The following is a 14,984-nucleotide window of genomic DNA, read 5'->3' as shown; positions in this document are numbered from 1 at the left end:
GAAGGGGACATGCCATGACAGAACACGCCGAAGTGATCGCAGCCATTCACGAGCTGGACCTGAAGCCTCGCTCGAAGCGCTGGACCAGCCTGACCTACTGCATCGTCGATGCGGTGTGGAGCATCGGCGCGCGGTACGACTTTGTGGTGGTGCCGGTCGTTCGGGCCGTGGCCACGACCTTCTCCGACGATGAGCCCCTAGCCGATGGCCGGCGGATGCCCGCTGACCCAGTCCCGCTGTCCCGGTTCATGGAGCAGGTCCCCACTGGCGACGCGCTGGCATCCCTCGTCGGCAACCGTCAGCGCACGTCGACCCGCGGGGGCATCCTCAAGGCCGAGGCTGTGCTGCGGTATGCCGAGGTCTTCGCCGCACATGGGGTTGACTCCCTCGAGGGCGCAAACAAGCTGCTCAGCGACCCGAAGCTCGCCGAGGCGATCGAAGTCGACCTCCGCGTGGTTCCTGACGATGGGTCTGCCGGGATCCGTAGGTCCTACCTGTGGATGCTGGTCGGTGACGACACTCGCATCAAGCCTGACCGGATGGTGATGCGTTGGCTCGCTGCCCACGGATTCACTGAGGGCCCATTGGAGGCGAAGGCGCTCATCGTCAAGGCGGCCAAGGACCTCGGCAACGGCGTCACACCATGGATGATCGACCACGCCATCTGGAACGCACAGCGCGCTCGTCGCTGAGCAACACGGGGAGCCTCGGTCCGGTCAACCGCGCCCTGGCTGACAAGCAAGGGGTCTGTCGCCTGTGACGCAGGCGACAGACCCCTTGTCTGCGCCGAGGTGAGCTCAGGCCTCCCAACCAGACGCCTTACTTGTCGTCACCCGTCCGTGTACTTCTTGACGGTGGCGGTGATCATCGAGTCAGGGGCCACCTTGCTGCCCGCCTTGAGGTCCTGCGCCAGTACGACCCAGTTCGAGTCGAGGACAGGCAGCCGATTGGCGCCCGTCGCGTCCTCGGCCGGCGCGACGACCAAGCCCGCCGCGCGCCACAGGTCCTGCGCGTCTTGGTAGTTCATGCCCACCCCGTCGGGGACTGTGATCTTGCTGGCCGGCTTCGCCGCTTGGTTGGCGCCCGAGTCCGCGGCAGCAGCCGGCTTCTTCTCGGGAGCGGCCACGGTCACCGTCGCCTGCACGGTCTGCGTGACGGTCTCGGCCGCCGGGGCAGGAGCGGTCTGCGTGACCACCACGGTCGGCGAGGCTGTCGCCGGAGCAGACGCGTCCGCGTTGCCGCCTCCTGCGGCTCCGATGCCCAGCGCCAGGAGGGCCGTCACGGGGTAGCCGATCAGGTGCTTCCTGCTGCGCTTCTGCGGCTGGGGCTGCGGGACCGGGGCGGCCCAGGCGTGGGGCTGGCCGAGTGCCGGCGGCGGCAGCTGGATGGTCGGCTCGGTCGGGGCGGGTGCGGGCTGGCCCTGGTCGTTCACGTGGCGTCATCGCTTTCTGATCGGTGCAAAAGGCTCATCTTGGACGTCGACCGGGACCGCTGGACCTGTTTTGGCGAAACTGCTCGTGCCATGGTGGGCGCCGCGCCCCCTCACCACGCGGCGCCCACCACACGGCATACGCCCGCTCAGCGCAGCTGGACGGTGACGCCGTCGGAGAAGGCTGAGTCGTGCAGCTCGATGCTGGCCGGCTCGGTGCCCTTGGGCATGTCGAAGACGAGGGTGCCCTTGACCGTGTTGCCGGGGTTGATCTCCTCGAGGAAGACCTTGTTGTCCTTGACGTAGATCGCGGCCGCCGTGTCGCTGGAGAACTCGCGCCCCTTGGCGTCGCGCACCTTCTGCGAGGAGTCCGAGAGCGTCTGCGCGGAGTCGCCGATGTTGCTGACCGTGACGTTGACGAGGACGAACTGGCCCTGCGCCTTCTCGTTGAGGTACTGGTCGCCGACCGACTTCACGCCCTTCTGCACCTTGGTGACGGTGAACTCGAACTGGCCGTCGCGGACCTTCTGGCCGACCTTCGCGGAGGCCGGGGCGTCCTCGGCGGACGCGTCGCCAGCCTGTCCGCCGGCGGCTCCGGACGAGGTGTTCGTGGGCGAGCCCGAGCCTCCCCCGTTGACGGCGCTCGCGACGATGCCGATGAGGACAAGGGCGAGCAGCCCCGTGATGATCTTGTGCCGGGCGAACCAGCTCTTGCCCGGCGGCGCCGGGACGGGCGGCGCGGGGACCATCGGCGGCTGCCAGATGGGCTGCTGGGTCGGGTCGTGCGGCTGGTTGGTGCTCATGGTGAGTCTCCCTGGGATCGGTCTGCTGTATGCCGGGGAGACCGTCTCGCGTGGACGCCGGCTGCCGCCTCGGCCGAGTGGACCGAGTCCGCTGACCGAAAGGATGAGACCTAGAGGGCCAAATCGCCCGAACGGTGGAGGGCCGTGGTCGGCGCCGTGCCCTACCTTTCGGGTATGCCGTCCAGCCTGCCCCCGTGGGTGCGTGACCTCTCGCGCCGCGACCTCTGGTTGCGCCGGCTACGCAGCGTGGGGCTCGGGTTCCTGCTGCTCGTGGACGCGGTGTATGCGTCGGGTGGCTTCGACGGCCGTCGCCGGGCCGCCGCGGGGCTGCCCGTCGCGATGTCCGACACCGCTAGCGGTGTCGGCATGCTCATCGCACTCCTGGGGATGACGCTCATGGTCGCCGTGGCCTGGCGGCAGCGGTGGCCCGTGGTGCTGACGCTCGTCGGGTGCGCCGCCACCCTCGTCCAACTCGGCCCGACGGCGGCCCTCATCGGCCTGATGTCGGTCGTGATCTGCCGGCCTCTCGTCGACGCCTACCGGCTGGCCCCGCTCGTCGTGGCCGCGACCTTCTTCGCTGTGTCGCGCGACCTGCGGTGGACGCCGCGACCGGTCTCCTTCTGGGGCAGTCTCTTTGCCGCCGACGGTGAGCCTGTCGGATGGTTCGTCGTGGTGGTCCTCACCCTGGTGCTCGTGGCGCTCTTCGTCGGCATCGGAGCCTGGCTGCGGACGAGGGCGCAGCTGAAGACGGCGGCTGTCGTCGTGGCGGAGGAGCGCGAGGTGGTCTCGTCGCTGGCCGACCAGGTCTCCAGGCAGGCCGAGCGCGAGCGACTGGCGCGCGAGATCCACGACGGCCTCGGCCACAACCTCTCGATCCTTTCGGTGCACGCCGGCGCTCTGCAGGCGATGGCAGACGCGTCGGCGACGGAGGCGGAGACCGCAGCTGCGGTGCCGCGCCCGGCCACGGCGCAGATGAAGGAGTCGGCGAAGGTGGTGCGCGAGACGGCGGCACGCTCGGTGGCCGAGCTGCACAGCCTCCTCGACCTGCTCCGAAGCTCCGACGACCCCGACGTCGCTGCGCCGACGAAGACGCTGCGCGACGTCCGTGCCCTCATCGACGACTCGGTGACCGCCGGCATGCCACTCGTCGCGACGGTCTACGTCGAGGACGGCGAAGCGCTCGACCCGTACATCGCCCAGGCCGCCTACCGGATCGTCCAGGAGCTGCTGACGAACGCGCGCAAGCACGCCTCCACGGTCAGTGTGCGACTGTCCGTGACCGGCAGTCCGGCCGAGGGCCACCTCGTCATCGCGACCGCGAACCACCTGCCACCGCCGGTCGGGCCGCATGGTGCAGGCGCTGCCGACGGCGGCGCGCGAGCCGGGATGGGCCTGACCGGGATCCGCGAGCGCGTGGAGCACTACGGCGGCGACATGCAGGCTGGCGTCGACGCCGACGCGGCTTTTCGGGTGTCGATCCGCCTGCCGTGGCGCGCTCCCGAAGCTGACTCGACGAAGGGGATCCGATGGACGACGTGAACGCCGGCGGCTCCGAGCGCGCGATACGCGTGATGCTCGTGGACGACGACCCGATGGTGCGGATGGGCCTGCGGCACATGCTCGGTGCGGCCTCGGACCTCGAGGTCGTGGCGGAGGTGAGCGACGGCGACGAGGTGGTCGCCGCGGTGCAAGCGCACCGACCCGACGTCATCGTGCTCGACGTGCGCATGGCTCGCATGGGTGGCATCGAGACGATCGCCGCAGTCAAGGCGCGTCCGGAGGCGCCGAAGGTGCTGATGTTCACCGTCTTCGACCACGACGACGTCGCTCAGCGCGCCATCCGCGCCGGCGCTGACGGCTTCCTACTCAAGACCGCATCGCCGGAGGAGATCTGCGGCGGCATCCGCAACGTGGCCGGCGGGCTCGGAGCTGTGTCACCGAAGACGGCGGCCCAACTGTTCACCCAGGTCCGGGAGGACCCGGCAGCGGCTCAGCGCGCAGAGGCCGCTCGGCTCATGGCGACGCTCACGGCGCGGGAGCGCGACGTCGTCTCGGGGCTGGCTCGCGGGCTGTCGAATGCTGACCTCGCCAGGGAGCTCTACGTCAGCGAAACGACGGTGAAGACCCACCTGCAGAGCGCCTTCACCAAGCTCGGCGTCGACAACCGGGTCCAAGCCGGTGTCATCGCCGACAGAGCGGCGTCCAGGGCGTCGTGACCGGCCACGCCCAAGGGTCAGCACAGGTCTGAGACCGCAGCGGCAGTGGCACCAACCCTCAGAGATCGGCCACAATGTGCCTCCCCCTGCGCCCAGCCCAAGCACCCGGTGGAGACAGTAGACCGGATCGAACACATTCTGTGCCTAAACGAATGCTGGAGGTGCGACAGCGTTCCGAAGCCACGAAGACCGCACAAGTTCGATTGGCGGTGTGGGGTAGCCGGCGAGCCTGACAGACGCTGCTAGTTTGGCGGCGAGATGAGTGGAAGAGTGCGATGACAGAACAGCGCAGCGGGGGCGCTCACACGAGCCGCACCATCCTGCTGTCTGACCTGTCGGCGGTGCTGGCCTCCTGCGACCCGAGATCGTCAGCAGCCGATTACCGCTCGGCGATCATCGACGAGAATGTGGCAGCGAAGGCCTCGGTGTCTTCTCGACAGCGCACGCACCGATACCTCCGCGAGCTGTACGCGCTCGACCCGGAGGTCCCTGCCTTTCGCGCGATGTTGCGGCTGTGGCGTCGCGATCGCGACGGACGGCGCCAGATCGCCATGCTGATGGCGCTGGTCCGTGACGCGGCGTTGTGCGCCACGGTCCCCGCGATCCTTCCCATCGGTGAGGGTGCCATCGTCACCTCGGCGAACCTATCCCGCGCTGTGGAGGCCGAGCACCCCGGCTCCTACTCGCCGGCGATCCGAGACAAGATTGGCCGGAACGCCTTGTCGTCCTGGGCGCAGGCTGGCTACCTCCACCGCGCAGGGCGCACGGTCGCACGGCACCGCGTCGAACCGACCGCCGGAGCGGTCGCCATGGCCTTGGTACTTGGAAGTCAGCAGGGCGTCTCCGGGGAGGGGCTGTTCTCGACGTCAGTCGCCGGATATCTCGACGCGCCAGGTCCGCTTCTCCATGACCGGGCTCACCAGGCCAGTCGCAAGGGATGGCTTGAGTATCGCTCCCGAGGTCACGTGACGGAGATAGACCTCAGCGCCTTGCTGGCGCCCCTCGACAGCGCACGACTGCCCATCATGGAGGGTGATGCACGATGAGTGCCATTGATGACGCCTGCCGCGCCTACGAGCGTCTGCTCCGCGAGCCGTGGCGCTCGTCAGTATCCGGGCCCGAGCGAGTGTGGATGCTGACCTACCGGCCCGATTCGGAGCGTCGCCTGCGCCACCGGCTCCCGATGTTCGAGACCGCCACGGAGGCGGCCGGCCGGACCTGGCAGCTCATCGACATCAGCACCACCTTCGAGACCTGGCTGTCGCAGCACGAGTACCGCGACGCCTATCTCGAGGACCCAGAGGCGCTCCAGTTCGGGGCGCTGGACGAGTTTGCGGAGTACGTCGTTGAGGAGATCTCACGCCAACTTCGCGACGCCAGCGATGCCACAGTTTCGGCCCTCCTCGGCGCAGCTTCACTCTTCGGCCTGGTCAGACTCTCGCGCATCTTGAACGATGTCTCCCGCGTGATCCCTGGCCGCTTCCTCGTCTTCTTCCCCGGCGCCCGGGAAGAGAACAACTACCGACTTCTCGATGCCCACGACGGCTGGAACTACCTCGCCGTACCGATCAACTGATGGAGCCCACGCAGATGCTGAACCGTGACGTGTTCGCTGTCGACCCCACTGGTCGCAAGCTCCCCAACGACGGTGTCACCACGCTGGACCGACCTCGCACGGACGCTGAATGGTCCGTGCTCAAGTACGAGCTGGAACAGTTTGTCGTGGAGGGCGAGTACCGCGAGGGCCTTCGCCGACTGCTCACCTCGTTCTTGGCAAGTGTGGACCGACAGGTACAACCGGCCTGCTGGGTCTCGGGCTTCTACGGTTCCGGCAAGAGCCACTTCCTCCGCGTCCTCAGTTACCTCTGGACCAATCCCACGATCGACGGGGTGTCGGCACGCAGCCTCGTCAACCTTCCCGACGACGTCCGTGACCTACTCAGGGAGATGGACTCTTTCCTGAGGCGCGATCGCGCCGTCACGTTCGCGGCAGGCGGAGTCCTTCGCCAGGGCAGCTCATCCTCCGTGGCGCAGCCGCTGCTGGAGATCGTCCTTTCATCCGCCGACTTGCCCACCCAGTACGGCCCCGCCAGGTTTGCGATGTGGCTTCGCGCCGACGGCCTCTGGGAGGAGTTCCTCAAGGCGCTGGCGAAGCGCGACAAGGGGCCGGATGAGGTCAACCGCAACCTGTTTGTGTCCTCTGCGATCCGGGAGGCCCTCCTGGAGGTGAAGCCGGGTTGGGCCGACTCCGTCGCCGAGGCCGGGCGGTCGATCCAGGCGAACTACCAGATCCGGGACGTGTCCGATGACATGGTCGTCGACACGATCAGGGAGGTGCTCGAGGGCATCGCACGCGACTCCGAGTACGGCGACAGGGCCAACCTCCCGCTCACCCTGCTCGTTGTCGACGAGATGCAGCAGTTCCTAGGCGATGACGTCCAGCTCCTGCTCGAGATGCAGAACATCATCGAGCGGCTGACCCGAGAGTTCGAGGGCCGTCTACTCGTGGTCGCAGCCGGGCAGTCCGCTCTCACGGCCAACGAGATGCTGGCCCGATTCCAGGACCGTTTCACGATGCAGGTCCAGCTGCAGAGCCGCGACGTAGAAACGGTCGTGCGTCAGGTCGTGCTCCGGAAGGACCCCGTTCACCGGCCCGACCTCGAGGATGCTCTGGCGCGAGTGAGCGGCGAGATCGCTCGCCACCTTGGCGGCACCAAGCTTGCGGCGCACCCTGCCGACCAGTCCGACTTGGTGAACGACTACCCGCTCCTCCCGACGCGCCGCCGGTTCATGGAGAGCGCCCTGCGAGCGGTGGATCGAGGCGCCGCCGGCCAGCTCCGCAGTCAGCTCCGGGTCACCCTCGAAGCGGTCGGAGAGGTCGCCCAACAACCGCTGGGCAACGTCGTACCGGGCGACGTCATTTTCCGCAGCAAGCGAGACGACATGCTCAACCAGGGTGTGCTTCTTCATGAGCTGGGGGACCGCATCATGGCGGTCCGCGACGGGAGTGCCGACGGCGACCTGCGCGCCCGCGCGGTGGAGCTCGTCTTCCTCATCAGCCAGCTGGACGAAGGCGAGGGTCTGCGACCGAATACGGAGACCTTGGCCGACCTAATGGTGACCGACCTGAACGCCGGGTCGGCGGCCCTGAGGGCCCGGCTCCCGGCGCTGCTCGATCCTCTGGTTGGGGACCTCCTGGTCCTCGACGAGGGTGAGTACCGCCTCCAGAGCCCGACGGATGCCGAGTGGAACCGCGCCTTCCGCGAACGACGGCAGGCCTACCTCATCAACACGAGCGAACAGCTTCAGGCACGGGACGACGCCCTGAGAACCCGTCTTGGCATGGAAATGTCCACCGTCAAGGTCGTTCAGGGCAGCACGCGGACTCCCCGCAAGTACACCTCACACTTTGGCGAGGCAGCTCCCCACGAAACCGACCAGGAGCTCTTGGTCTGGATCCGCAACGGTTGGGACACAACGGAAGCCCTCATCCGGACGACTGCCGCCGAGCTCGGGATGGACAGTTCTGTCGTCACGGTGTTCGTCCCCAAGACCCGCGACCAAGACTTCAAGAACGCCATCGCCGACTGGCGGGCCGCCGCGTACGTGCTGAGCACGATGGCCGCTCCCACCACGGAGGAGGGCGTGAAGGCACGGGACGCCATGCAGTCACAGGAGAGACGCGCGAGAGAGAAAGTTGAGGGGTACGCCTCCGACGCGGTCCGAGCAGCCCAGATCCTCGCGGGCGGCGGTGATGCGGTCTCCACCGGCGGCACCTTCACCTCCTCCCTGAGCGCAGCACTCTCCAACGCCGCGGTGCGCAAGTTCCCGCAGTTCCGCCAAGCCGACCACAGCGGCTGGGGCACCGTCTTCAAGCGCGCCAAGGAAGGCAACACCGACGCCCTGGGTGTGGTCGGCCATCAAGGGCCGATGGGAAGCAACGTCGTCGTGAAGGAGGTGAAGACGCAGCTTCAAGCGCAGTCCACGACCGGCCTCGCACTGCAGAAGCACTTCTCGGCCGCGCCCTACGGGTGGCCTCGAGAGGCGGTTTGGGGCGCGCTCGCTGCGCTGGTCCTCAGCGAGGAAGTCTCCGCCTGGGACGGCGCCCGGCGAGTGCTCTCCTCCCAGCTCACCGAGAACGGCATGGGCAAGCTGGAGTTCCGCGTCGAGGCGATCGCCCTGACGTTTCAGCAGAGACAGCAGCTGAAGCTCCTCGCCAACAGGGTCGGCGTCTCTGCCAGCCCCCCCGATGTCCCGGCCAGCTTGGACGCGCTGACGGCAGCGGCATCAGCCGCGGGCGGACCTGCTCCTGCGCCAGCATCCCCGGACACTGCCCGTATCGCTCAACTCAAGGGAAAGGTCGGCGTCGAGCGCGACGCTGCCGTCGCGGATGCGGCCGCGGAGCTGGTCGGGTTGTACGAGACTTGGCAGAGCCAAGCGCAGAAGAAGGACGCCCGCCTTCGTGAGTGGGAGGAAGCCGTACGGCTTGTCACGCACGCCGTATCGCTGCCGGCGCATGGTCACTTGGAGTCACAGCTGAACGCCATCCGTGACCAGCGGGCCCTCCTCGACGACCCGAACCCACTGAACGATGTTCTCGCTGCGGCGAGGTCGGCTTTGAGAGACCGGATTCGCGAGCTTCATCAAGCGGCACAGTCGGCGGTTGCTGCGGAGTCCGAGAAGCTCGCGAAGGCCGCGCACTGGAACGAGCTCGACGCCGCTGCCCAGGAGGAGCTCAAACGGGACCACCGGCTCACACCGCCGGCTGAGCCGAGCATCGCCAGCGACTCCGCCCTGTTGGAGCACCTTGCCAAACACCCCGTCGAACTGATGGAGCAGGCCGTCCCTGCGGCTGCCGGGGCCGGAGCGGCCGCCAGGGAGGAGCTCGTGCACCGGTTCGCGCCCCAAGCAGTACCCCTAGCGCTACCGGGGCAAGTGATCGAGACGCACGAACAGGCCGACGCTTACGTCCAGCGCATTAGGGAACTCATCACCAGCCAGCTCGATTCCGGTCGGACCGTCAGCATTCAGGGTTAGGAGAGGCAATCTCGTGGGTCGTGTGTTGTCGTCGGCTGAGCGGCGCCTGCTGGAGGGGGTGGTGGTTGAGGCCCGTGAGGTGGTGGAGGCAGCGTGTGCTTCTCGGGTGGAGCTGCTGGGTGTTGGGGCTGAGCGGGTTCCGGAGGTGCTGTCGGAGTCGGATCGCGTGTTGCGGCGTGGGTTGAGGGCCCGGGCGCGGCAGCTCGGATCAGTTGAGGCCCTGGTTGCCGAGGCGGGCTTCGAGCATTGGCACCGCATGTTGTTCGCACGCTTCCTGGCTGACAACGAGCTGCTGGTGGACGACATCGCTGGACAGCCGGTGTCGGTGGACGAGCTGGCCGAGGTCGCGGCGGAGCTGGGCGAACCGGACCAGTGGGAGGTCGCGGCCCGGTTCGCGTCGGCGATGCTGCCGGGGATCTTCCGAATGGACGATCCCGTGTTGGCGATGCGGCTGCCGGTGGAGACGCGGCAGCGTTTGGAGGATCTGCTGGGATCCTTGCCGGCGGAAGTGCTGCGGGCGGATGACGCGTTGGGGTGGGTGTACCAGTACTGGCAGTCGCGTCGCAAGGATGAGGTGAACCGGTCGGAGCGGAAGATCGGTGGGGCGGACCTGTCGCCGGTGACGCAGCTGTTCACCGAGGACTACATGGTGCGGTTCTTGTTGGAGAACTCGTTGGGGGCGTGGTGGGCGGCCCGCCACCCGGAGTCGCCGTTGGTGTCGGGCTGGGAGTTCCTGCGGGTCACCGACGAAGGGACGCCGGCGGCCGGCTCGTTCGAGGAATGGCCGCAGCGCACGGCTGAGGTGACGGTGATGGACCCGTGTTGCGGGTCAGGTCACTTCTTGGTGGCGGCCTTCGGGATGTTGTGGCGGATGCGGGCCGAGGAGGAGGGCCTGGACCCGGTGGCGGCGCAGGATGCGGTGTTGCGGGAGAACCTGTTCGGGTTGGAGCTGGATCCACGGTGCACTCAGATCGCGGCGTTCGCGTTGGCGTTGGAGGCGTGGAAGTCCGGCGGGTATCGGGTGTTGCCGGTGCCGCAGGTGGCATGTTCCGGGATCCCGGCACGGGCGCCGCTGTCGGAATGGACGGTGCTTGCAAACGGGGACGAACGAGTGGAGGCGGCGTTGGCGCGGCTGCACAGCCTGTTCGTCAACGCTGACACCCTCGGCAGCCTGATCGACCCAGTCCGTGCTGCCGAGGATGCCGGGCTGGAGTCGGTCGACTGGCACCAGGTCGCCCCACTGGTCGGGCAGGCGCTAACCGCTGAGGCCGGCAAACACGGGGATGATCCCGCTGCTGCGGTGTTCGGAGAGGCCGCCGCCGGCATCGCCAGAGCCGCTGACTATCTATCAGGCGACTTCACCTTGGTGGCGACGAATCCTCCCTACTTGGGCCTGGGTCGACAGTCTCCGTCGCTTGCTTCATATCTGCTGCAGCATCTACCTCATTCGAAGAATGACTTGGCGACTGCAATCTTGGAGCGATGGTCCGGGAACCGGGCGAGTCAGACCGCAGTGCTTGTCAGTCCACAGACCCCCCTGTTCCTTAAATCATACAGAACCTTTCGACAGGACCTTGTAGAGAACTTGTCGATTCACCTCGTCGCCCGGCTGGGAGCAGGCGCCTTCCAAGCAATTTCAGGTGAAGTAGTGCAGTCCGCATTACTCATTCTTAGCCGTGGGCAAGACCGGGAAATTCACTCCCTATATCTAGACCTGTCGTCAACCAAAGGCCCTGACGGCAAGGCCCAAAGCCTGGTCTCCGAGCCATTCTCGACGTCGAGGCAAGCGAAAATTCGCTCAGTGCCCAATTTCGTTCTGGCTCCAGTTGCGGATGCCGGGCATCCTTTGCTGGCTGCGTACGTGGAGGCCCATTACGGTTCGAAGCCCGGCCAAACTACGCGCGTCCGTCGAGAGTTCTGGGAGCTTCCAGGTATCTCCCTACCGTGGCAGAGGCTGGAGTCCGGCCCCGATGGCGAGCATCTATTCTCGGGGAAGCGCCAAATAATCCTTGCACCCAAAGAGGCTTGGGCAAGGGGTGTACACGAGTTCGGCATCCGAGGAAGTCACGCATGGGGTAAGAAAGGCGTGATTGTTGCGCGGATGTCAGATCTCCCCGCCGGGATATACTGTGGGGAGATCTTCGACGACAATTCATACGCACTCATCCCGCGAGACTCGAATCATTTGCCAGCGGTTCTTGAATTCCTCACCTCTTCGGAATACGTCTCGGAGGTTCGTCAACGCAATCAAAAACTTGGGGTTGACACCGACTCAATGGTCAACATTCCGTTCGATATTGAGCGTTGGCAATCAGTGGCGGCGCGAGAGTATCCGAAAGGAGTTCCTGAGCCGTTCTCCCCGGATGCTACGCAGTGGTTGTTCAAGGGACAACCGGTTGGATCGGATCAGCCGTTGCACGTGGCTGTGGCGCGATTGTTGGGGTTTAGCTGGCCGGATCAGGTGCCGGACATGCTGGATGGGCTCGCGGATGACGACGGAGTCGTGTGCCTGCCTCCGGTGGGAGGTGAGTTGCCTGCGGCGGACCGCTTGTTGGGTTTGCTGTCGGCGGCGTGGGGCCACGAGTGGTCTCCGGCTGTGCTGGACCAGCTGCTAACCCAAGTAGGCGCGAGGGCGGGGCGTGCCGGCTTGGAGGCGTGGCTGCGGAACGGGTTCTTTAAGGACCACATCAAGGTGTTCGGGAATCGTCCGTTCATCTGGCAGGTGTGGGACGGGACGCCGGATGGGTTCTCGGCGTTGGTGAACTACCACCGGTTAGACCGTCGCCTGCTCGAGCGGCTGACGTATGACTACCTGGGCAGCTGGTGGATGGGGAGGGTCCGTGACGACGTCGCTCGGGAGGTGCCAGGTGCCGCTAAGCGCTTGGCCGCGGCAGAGGACCTGCAGCGCAAGCTGCGGTTGATCCTGGAGGGCGAGCCGCCCTACGACATCTTCGTGCGGTGGAAGGACCTGGCTGAGCAGCCGATCGGGTGGGACCCAGACCTCGACGACGGGGTGCGGTTGAACATCCGGCCATTCATGACGGCCGACATCCTGCGAGTCAAGCCGAACATCAAGTGGACCAAGGACCGGGGTAAGAACCCCGACGGGTCCGAACGCCTGAACGACCTGCACTACACCACCGACGAGAAGCACACAGCTCGAGGAGCCACTGCGTGAGCACGACGTCGACACGCCCCGCACCCGTGACGATGCGGGATGCGCTGATAAATGCGCTGCAAGCGGCGGCCGAGTACAACCCTGGCGACGTCGAAGCACCGCTGGCGATCGTCTGGCCAGATGCCGACCGCGAGTGGGAAACCGTCGTGCGCCAGCTCGAGGCGACGATTCCCGTGCTGCGGCTCGGCGACTACGACCAGGTTTCGTGGACGGGCCCGGCGGCCTTCCTGCGGTTGGCTGTGAGCTCCCAGAGTGCCGAGAATCGCACCCTCCCGCCCGTCGTGTACCTGCCCGGCATCTCACGGCGGCGGCTCACGGATGTCGAGTCCTTGGCCGACGCTCTGAAGCCGCTGGCAGCGCTGATAGTGCGCTCTTCATTCTTCGCTCAACGAAACTCGAACGACTGGACCCTGTACGCATTCCTCACGAACACAGCTCAGGGCCTGGGCCTGGACGTTGCAGCCGATGCGCGGACCAAGTCCGCCCTGTCGAGAGCCATCCCGCGAATGCTCGACCACGAGATGTCGGATCTCCGAGGCCGCCGCCTCGACGCAGATGCGCTCAACGCACTGGTCGTTGACGACCCCATCCGCACCATTCTCCAGTGGCTCGACGACCCCGAGCGCTTCGAAGAGGACGCGCGGCGCGACGACGTTTGGTCGGGCTTCGTGGACCTTGTGTCGGGCAAGTACAAGGTGGATCCAGAGAAGGACGGTCCTCTCGCCGCAGGTGCGAAGCTGGGAGACCGGCAAGGCCCGTGGGCTCAGGTGTGGAGCCGTTTCGCCCAGTCGCCCGCGGCCTACCCCGGGCTGCCGGCCACGCTTCGCAAAGCCAAGCCGGACGATCTGATTCCCCTTCACCCCGATTCTTGGCCGCAGCTCAACGCCGACGCCGAAGCCGACGTGTTCTCGGCCCTCAGCACCCTGCCGGGAAGGTCGGCTCCCGAGATCCGAGCGAGCGTGACCAGACTGATGCAGGCACACCGGGCGCGTCTTCAGACCGTCTGGGCTCAGCTGGGCCAGACGCCGGGTGCACTGGCGGTCACCTCATTGGGCGCGTTGGCTGAGCTGACCGAGACCCTGGCCACGGGAAGCACCGTGGCGGAGCTCGCCACCGAGTACGCCGCCACTGGGTGGAAGGTGGACGATGCGTTCATCCGCGTACTGCAGTCACTCGAGCCCGGGCACGCCCGCCTCCCTGATGTTGTGAAGGCGGGAGAAAGCCTGTACCGCCCGTGGCTGGAGGCCACGGTCGCTACCTTTCGAGGCGCATGGGACGGATCCACCGGAGACAGCGAACGACCGACAGTCTCGACCGAGCCTGCGGGCACCTGCCTGGTGTTCGTGGACGGCCTGCGGCTCGACGTCGCGCAGTCACTCGCCGAGGTCGTCGAAACGAGGGGTCTCGAAGTCGAGCTGCAGTGGCGGCTCGCTGGAGTGCCCACAGTCACGAGCACCTGCAAGCCCTCCGTCTCTCCGGTTGCATCGGCCTTCGGTAGCGGCGAGGGGCTGGCGCCGAAGACAACTGACGGGGCAGGCTACTCCCAAGACCAGCTCAAGCGTGCTCTCGATGACGCAGGATGGCAGTTCATCCCGCCCGGCACGGACGGTGACCCAGCCGGTCTCGGCTGGACCGAAGCCGGCGACATCGACTCGATGGGGCACGACCTGGGGGATCGAATCGCCGCTCACCTTCCCGGCCAGGTGGGCGCCTTGGCGAGACGCGCCGCGGAGCTCTTGGCAGCGGGGTGGACCCGCGTCGTCTTCATCACTGACCACGGCTGGCTCCTGCTCCCGAGCAAGCTGCCAAAGCACCATTTACCCGAGCATCTGACGGTCATCCGCAAGGGTCGGTGTGCCCGTCTGAGGGAGGGCGTTGCTGTGCCAGAGGGAATCTCGACTCTCCCGTGGTCTTGGGACCGCCATGCCGACATCGTGGTGGCCCCCGGCATCCACGCCTTCGAAGAAGGCAAGGTATACGAGCACGGCGGCATCAGCCCCCAAGAGTCCGTTGTGCCCTACCTTGCCGTCAGCGCGCCGAGCACCACATCAGTCGCAGCGAGCGGTGGCGTCGACCTCTCCTGGGTCGGAATGACGCTGCGAGTTGAGTGCGACTGGGTCCCAGAAGGAGCGCGCGTCGACATTCGACGCCACGCGGCCGACTCTTCGACGTCTCTGGTGAGTCGTCCCAAGGAGTTCAAGGGCGGTCGGGCCAGACTGATGGCAGACGACCAGCACGCGGGCGAGGCCGCCTATGTGGTCGTCGTCGACCTTGCCGACCGCCTGCTGGCCCAGAACGCCACATCCATTCCTGAGGACTGA

The 14,984-nt window shown here is 66.7% G+C and carries 10 protein-coding genes; 8 read left to right on the top strand and 2 right to left on the bottom strand.

Annotated features, from left to right (window positions below):
• The first annotated feature begins 14 nt into the window (after positions 1-14).
• Entirely contained in the window at positions 15-692 is a 678-nt protein-coding gene (locus tag ABD297_RS02905) for a hypothetical protein (protein ID WP_344252796.1), read from the top strand.
• A gap of 137 nt (positions 693-829) precedes the next feature.
• Here the strand turns inward: ABD297_RS02905 and ABD297_RS02900 are convergent, their stop codons facing one another.
• Together ABD297_RS02900 and ABD297_RS02895 are read right to left on the bottom strand one after the other, a co-directional pair.
• Positions 830-1,432 (bottom strand): PASTA domain-containing protein, encoded by a 603-nt coding sequence (locus ABD297_RS02900; RefSeq protein ID WP_344252794.1) that lies wholly within the window; start codon positions 1,430-1,432, stop codon positions 830-832.
• A 146-nt stretch (positions 1,433-1,578) separates the two neighbouring features.
• A complete protein-coding gene (locus ABD297_RS02895) occupies positions 1,579-2,232 on the bottom strand; it encodes a DUF4352 domain-containing protein (protein WP_344252793.1) in 654 nt (217 codons plus the stop codon).
• A gap of 174 nt (positions 2,233-2,406) precedes the next feature.
• Between ABD297_RS02895 and ABD297_RS02890 the strand changes: the two genes are divergently transcribed.
• The 7 genes from ABD297_RS02890 (at position 2,407) to pglZ (ending at position 14,984) form a co-directional block, all read left to right on the top strand.
• A complete protein-coding gene (locus ABD297_RS02890; RefSeq protein ID WP_344252791.1) occupies positions 2,407-3,771 on the top strand; it encodes a sensor histidine kinase in 1,365 nt (454 codons plus the stop codon).
• The gene (locus ABD297_RS02885) at positions 3,759-4,448 is read left to right on the top strand and encodes a response regulator (RefSeq protein ID WP_344252790.1); all 690 of its coding nucleotides are present in this window, start codon (positions 3,759-3,761) and stop codon (positions 4,446-4,448) included. Before ABD297_RS02890 ends, ABD297_RS02885 begins: the two co-directional genes overlap by 13 nt.
• A 275-nt stretch (positions 4,449-4,723) precedes the next feature.
• Complete coding sequence (locus tag ABD297_RS02880) at positions 4,724-5,494, top strand: hypothetical protein (RefSeq protein ID WP_344252788.1); 771 nt, start codon at positions 4,724-4,726, stop codon at positions 5,492-5,494.
• Positions 5,491-6,024 (top strand): BREX protein BrxB domain-containing protein, encoded by a 534-nt coding sequence (locus ABD297_RS02875; protein ID WP_344252786.1) that lies wholly within the window; start codon positions 5,491-5,493, stop codon positions 6,022-6,024. The genes ABD297_RS02880 and ABD297_RS02875 overlap by 4 nt, the downstream gene beginning before the upstream one ends.
• A complete protein-coding gene (gene brxC / locus ABD297_RS02870; protein ID WP_344252785.1) occupies positions 6,024-9,485 on the top strand; it encodes a BREX system P-loop protein BrxC in 3,462 nt (1,153 codons plus the stop codon). Before ABD297_RS02875 ends, brxC begins: the two co-directional genes overlap by 1 nt.
• A gap of 13 nt (positions 9,486-9,498) precedes the next feature.
• Complete coding sequence (locus ABD297_RS02865) at positions 9,499-12,663, top strand: DNA methyltransferase (RefSeq protein ID WP_344252784.1); 3,165 nt, start codon at positions 9,499-9,501, stop codon at positions 12,661-12,663.
• The gene (gene pglZ, locus ABD297_RS02860; RefSeq protein WP_344252782.1) at positions 12,660-14,984 is read left to right on the top strand and encodes a BREX-1 system phosphatase PglZ type B; all 2,325 of its coding nucleotides are present in this window, start codon (positions 12,660-12,662) and stop codon (positions 14,982-14,984) included. The genes ABD297_RS02865 and pglZ overlap by 4 nt, the downstream gene beginning before the upstream one ends.

Source organism: Terrabacter carboxydivorans, assembly GCF_039532035.1.
Lineage (GTDB): Bacteria > Actinomycetota > Actinomycetes > Actinomycetales > Dermatophilaceae > Terrabacter > Terrabacter carboxydivorans.
This window is presented reverse-complemented; position numbering and strand designations above follow the sequence as displayed.

Coding starts and splice junctions, on each gene's coding strand:
- ABD297_RS02905 (WP_344252796.1), top strand. CDS start 15: ATGACAGAACACGCCGAAGTGATCGCAGCCATTCACGAGCTGGACCTG.
- ABD297_RS02895 (WP_344252793.1), bottom strand. CDS start 2,232: ATGAGCACCAACCAGCCGCACGACCCGACCCAGCAGCCCATCTGGCAG.
- ABD297_RS02890 (WP_344252791.1), top strand. CDS start 2,407: ATGCCGTCCAGCCTGCCCCCGTGGGTGCGTGACCTCTCGCGCCGCGAC.
- ABD297_RS02885 (WP_344252790.1), top strand. CDS start 3,759: ATGGACGACGTGAACGCCGGCGGCTCCGAGCGCGCGATACGCGTGATG.
- ABD297_RS02880 (WP_344252788.1), top strand. CDS start 4,724: ATGACAGAACAGCGCAGCGGGGGCGCTCACACGAGCCGCACCATCCTG.
- ABD297_RS02875 (WP_344252786.1), top strand. CDS start 5,491: ATGAGTGCCATTGATGACGCCTGCCGCGCCTACGAGCGTCTGCTCCGC.
- brxC (WP_344252785.1), top strand. CDS start 6,024: ATGGAGCCCACGCAGATGCTGAACCGTGACGTGTTCGCTGTCGACCCC.